Genomic DNA, 4,593 nt, shown 5'->3' with positions numbered 1-4,593 from the left:
GGCGGGCCGCGCGCGCGTGGCGCGGGCGGCCCGCGCCCGCGGGCTCGGCGCCCCCCCCCCCCCCCCCCACGGCGTACCCGGCCGGCCGCCGCGCATAATCTGGAAGAGACCATCCGGCACGCATCAGGAGCGACACACGTGTACTTCACCGACCGCGGTATCGAGGAACTGGAGAAGCGGCGGGGCGAGGAGGAGGTCACCTTCGAGTGGCTCGCCGAGCAGCTGCGTACGTTCGTCGATCTGAACCCGGACTTCGAGGTCCCGGTCGAGCGGCTGGCGACCTGGCTGGCCCGGCTGGACGACGACGAGGACGAGGACGCGTAACCGACGCCCTGGCCCCTCCGGGCCCCGGGTGTCCGGCCGTCAGGACCGGGCACCGGCCGCCGGTCGTGCCGTCCCCTCAGGCGCCCGCCCGCATCCGGTCGTACGCGAGGCTCAGCGCCCCGTGCGCCATCAGCAGTGCGGCCGCCGCCGTCCAGCCCCCGCTGCGGCGGCCGAGCCCCCAGAGCGCGAGCGGAACACCGGCCGCCAGCTGGGCCGCGCCCAGCGCACGGGCGCGCGGACCGCGCAGCCAGGGGCCGAGCGCCCCGTCCTCGAAGGCGGCGAGCTGCGTCCGTACGGTCTCCCGCAGGCCCGTCGGCTCGATCCGTCCGGTGGCCGGATGGACCCTGGCCACCTCGCGCAGCCGGTCGGCGGGATCGCCGGGGGTGAGTCCGGTGGGCAGGGCGAGTCCGGCCCGGGTGAGGACGGCGGTGAGTCCGGTCAGCCGGGAGCGTGAGTCGGCGAGCGGATCCGCGGCGGTGAGCTCCGTCAGCGCCTCCAGATCCAGTACGGGATCGAGCCGCAGCCGCGCGCCGAACGTGCGCATCGCCCCGTCCTCACCGACCGGCGTGCCGTCCGCGCGCCACACATAGCCGACCGGCCGCCGGAATCCGGAGGCCAAGGTCAGGCCGGACCGTTCGTGGTCCCACCAGAGGGCGAGAACCGGCCAGTCGGACGCGACCGCCAGCGTGGTGACCCAGCCGCCCGCCACCCGGTCGACCGGCTCTTCGCCGTGCAGCCAGGGCTTCCCCTCCGGGACGAGCACACTCCACTCCTCGCCCGCCGGGGCGATGAGCAGCTGCTCCCCCAGCACCAGGGCGGGGGTCCGGACGGCGGCCGGGTCCGCCCGGCAGAGCAGCAGGGCACCTGTGGCGTTCTCTGACATGGCCCCACGCTAGGACAGATCACCGCATTCCACCTGCGCGCTTGACTTCACCGATCCGCGATATATCGTGTTCTTCAGAAGACGCGATATGTTGCGTCGTGGCCGACCCGTGGAGGTCAGTTCCATGTCCGAGAGGTCAGTGGCGGAGCCCCAGAAGCTCTCCTTCGACGAACCCGTGACGGCGCTCCAGGTGCGCGTCGTCAATGGCACGGTCAATGTCGTGGGCACCGACGACGCCGTGCTCGACGAGCAGGGCGGAGCCCGGCTGGAGATCTCCGAGATCGACGGCCCTCCGCTGATCGTGTCCCTGAAGAACGGCACCCTGACGGTGGCCTACGAGGACCTGCCCTGGAAGGGCTTCCTGAAGTGGCTCGACCGCAAGGGCTGGCGCCGCAACGCCGTCGTCTCGGTGGCGGTGCCCGCTTCGGCCCGCGTCGAGGTCGGCGTGGTGGGCGCGGGCGCGGTCGTCTCCGGGGTCCGTGGGCGTACGGAGGTCCGCGGGGTCACCGGCGACACCGCCCTGGTCGGCCTCTCCGGCACCGTGCTCGCCGAGACCGTGTCGGGGAACGTCGAGGCCCAGTCCGTCAGCGGCGATCTGCGCTTTCACTCGGTCTCCGGGGACCTCACGGTGATCGAGGGGGCCGGTTCGTCCGTACGGGCGGAGTCGGTCAGCGGCGACATGGTCGTGGACCTCGACGCGACCGGCAGGCCGTCCGACATCGCCCTGACCACCGTCTCGGGCGAGGTCGCCATCCGGCTGGCCCAGCCGACGGACGCCGAGGTCAGCGCGAACACCACGAGCGGCGCCGTGTCGAACGCCTTCGAGGATCTGCGGGTCAGCGGCCAGTGGGGTGCCAAGAAGATCACCGGCACCCTCGGCGCGGGCACCGGCAGACTCCGGGCGACGACGGTGAGCGGGGCCATCGCCCTGCTGCGCAGGCCCGCACAGGACGACATCACCGAGAAGGTGCTCTGACATGGCTCCCGTATTCGCCCACGGCCGGCTGCGGCTCTACCTCCTGAAGCTCCTGGACGAGGCACCGCGCCACGGCTACGAGGTGATCAGGCTCCTGGAGGAGCGCTTCCAGGGGCTGTACGCGCCGAGCGCGGGCACCGTCTATCCGCGTCTCGCCAAACTGGAGGCGGAGGGGCTGGTCACCCACGCGTCCGAGGGCGGCCGGAAGGTCTACTCGATCACCGAAGCAGGCCGCGCGGAGTTGGCGGGCCGCAGCGGTGAACTGGCCGATCTGGAGCTGGAGATCCGCGAGTCCGTCTCCGAACTGGCCGCGGAGATCCGGGCCGACGTCAGCGGGTCCGCCGACGACCTGCGGCGCGAGATCCGCCAGGCGGCGAAGGAGGCGCGCGGGGCGTCGGGCGGCGGCCGCGCGGCGGGCGCCGGTTCCGGCGGCGGCGCTTCCGGTGCGGGGCGGCCGTTCCCCGGATTCCCGGAAGCCTCCGACTTCTTCGACGGGAGCTGGACCGACAAGGAGGGCTGGCGCCAGGCCAAGGAGGACTTCAAGCGCGCCAAGCAGGAGTGGAAGGAGCAGGCGCGCCGGGCGAAGGACGAGTCGCGCCGGGCCCGCGAGGACGCCCAGCAGGCACGGCGCCAGGCCAGGGAGGCCCAGGACTACGCACGTGAGCAGCTGCAGCGGGTCGCCGAGCAGGTCCAGGACCGTTTCGCTCGCGGCGACTGGCCGGCCGGGGTGCGCGAGGGGCTCGCCGAATTCACCCGGGAACTGGGCCGCTTCGGACGGACGCCGGAGCCGGGAACCCGTACGGACACCGCGGCCGGAGCGGACAAGCCCACCGGTGCGGGCACCGCTCCCGGCAGGGACACGGCTCCCGGCGGGGACACGGACGCAGGGGCGGGCGCCGGGACCCCCGTCGACCTGGGCAAGGCGGCCGGCGCGCCCCCGCCCGAGCCGGAGTGGGCCCGCGAGGAGCCGTCCGGCAATCCGGCCCGCGACCTGGACCGGCTGCTCGACCGCTTCCGCGACGACATCCGGGACGCGGCGCGCGACCACGGAGTCACCGAGGGCCAACTCCTGGATGCCAGGCGTGAGCTGGCTGCGGCGGCAGCCCGCATCGGCACGGCCCTGCGCGGCCCGGGGGCGTAATCCGGAAGACCTCCGGAGAGGCAGCCGGGTACGGTGCCGCCGTGCTCGGCCGCCTTCGCGGCGGACCCGTCCGGGGGGCGGGTTTCTGGTGGTAACCGGCTGACAGGACGGAACCAGGACCCGGTCGTGGTCGCCGGCCGACGGGCCAGGACCACGACCCGATCGTCGTCACCGGCCGACCGGCCGGGCTCACGCGCCCGTCAGCACGATCTTGCCGAAGAGTTCCCCCGACGCCATCTTCTCGAAGCCCTCGCGGGCCCGGTCGAGCGGCAGCACCTCGTCGATGACCGGGCGCACCCCGGTGGCCGCGCAGAACGCGAGCAGGTCCTCCAGCTCGTCCTTGGACCCCATGGTCGAGCCGACGACCTTCAGCTCCAGGAAGAAGATCCGGGTCAGCTCGGCCGAGACGGGGTCGGAGCCGCTGGTGGCGCCCGAGATCACCAGAGTGCCGCCCGGCTTGAGCGATTTGACGGAGTGTGACCAGGTGGCGGCCCCCACGGTCTCGATGACGGCGTCCACCCGCTGGGGCAGCCGCGTGCCCGGCTCGAAGGCGTCCACCGCGCCCAGCTCGACGGCCCGCCTGCGCTTGGCCTCGTCCCGGCTGGTGGCGTACACCCGCAGCCCCGCGGCCTTGCCGAGCACGACGGCGGCCGTCGCCACCCCGCCGCCCGCACCCTGGACGAGCACCGAATCGCCGGGCCGCACACCGGCGTTGGTGAAGAGCATGCGGTACGCGGTGAGCCAGGCGGTGGGCAGGCAGGCGGCCTCCTCGAAGCTCAGCTCCTTCGGCTTGCGCAGCACGTTCCACTCGGGGACGGTGACCTGCTCGGCGAAGGTGCCCTGGTACTTCTCGGTCAGGATGGACCGCCCCTCCCGCGGCCCGACCCCGTAACCGGTCTGCCCGATGACGGAGTGCAGGACGACCTCGTTGCCGTCCTGGTCGACCCCGGCCGCGTCACAGCCCAGGATCATCGGGAGCTTGTCGGCGGCGAGTCCCACACCCCGCAGCGACCAGAGGTCGTGGTGGTTGAGGGAGGCGGCTCTGACGTCGACCGTGGTCCAGCCGGGCCGGGCCACGGGGGCCGGACGCTCCCCCAGCTCAAGGCCGTTGAGCGGGCGGTCGCGGTCGATGCGGGCTGCGTAGGCGGCGAACATGTCCCGACCATAGGCGTGGGGCTGGGAGAGACCGAAACGCACAAAAGGTGTAAGAGAAATCAGAAAGAGCTCGGGAGGAGCACCACACCAACCACACCAGATGGGAGACAGCTG

The 4,593-nt window shown here is 73.1% G+C and carries 5 protein-coding genes; 3 read left to right on the top strand and 2 right to left on the bottom strand.

The features are described from left to right. Positions 1-138: 138 nt before the first annotated feature. Positions 139-324, top strand: coding sequence for a DUF6104 family protein (locus tag ACFXBC_RS00070; protein WP_385016505.1), 186 nt, complete (start codon positions 139-141; stop codon positions 322-324). A gap of 76 nt (positions 325-400) precedes the next feature. On the opposite strand, the gene ACFXBC_RS00065 is transcribed toward ACFXBC_RS00070, so the two are convergent. Beyond that, positions 401-1,207 carry a hypothetical protein gene (locus tag ACFXBC_RS00065; RefSeq protein ID WP_385016503.1) on the bottom strand — a complete coding sequence of 269 codons (807 nt, stop codon included), beginning with the start codon at positions 1,205-1,207 and terminating at the stop codon, positions 401-403. 124 nt (positions 1,208-1,331) lie between these two features. On the opposite strand from ACFXBC_RS00065, the gene ACFXBC_RS00060 reads away from it, so the two are divergent. Both ACFXBC_RS00060 and ACFXBC_RS00055 read left to right on the top strand, forming a co-directional pair. Beyond that, positions 1,332-2,183, top strand: coding sequence for a DUF4097 domain-containing protein (locus ACFXBC_RS00060; RefSeq protein WP_385016501.1), 852 nt, complete (start codon positions 1,332-1,334; stop codon positions 2,181-2,183). A gap of 1 nt (position 2,184) precedes the next feature. Then, the gene (locus ACFXBC_RS00055; RefSeq protein ID WP_385016498.1) at positions 2,185-3,324 is read left to right on the top strand and encodes a helix-turn-helix transcriptional regulator; all 1,140 of its coding nucleotides are present in this window, start codon (positions 2,185-2,187) and stop codon (positions 3,322-3,324) included. A gap of 189 nt (positions 3,325-3,513) precedes the next feature. Here the strand turns inward: ACFXBC_RS00055 and ACFXBC_RS00050 are convergent, their stop codons facing one another. Then, the gene (locus ACFXBC_RS00050) at positions 3,514-4,479 is read right to left on the bottom strand and encodes a zinc-binding dehydrogenase (RefSeq protein ID WP_385016496.1); all 966 of its coding nucleotides are present in this window, start codon (positions 4,477-4,479) and stop codon (positions 3,514-3,516) included. Positions 4,480-4,593 lie beyond the last annotated feature (114 nt).

The sequence above is a fragment of the Streptomyces sp. NPDC059398 genome (genome assembly GCF_042751845.1).
In the GTDB taxonomy this organism is placed as follows: domain Bacteria; phylum Actinomycetota; class Actinomycetes; order Streptomycetales; family Streptomycetaceae; genus Streptomyces.
This window is presented reverse-complemented; position numbering and strand designations above follow the sequence as displayed.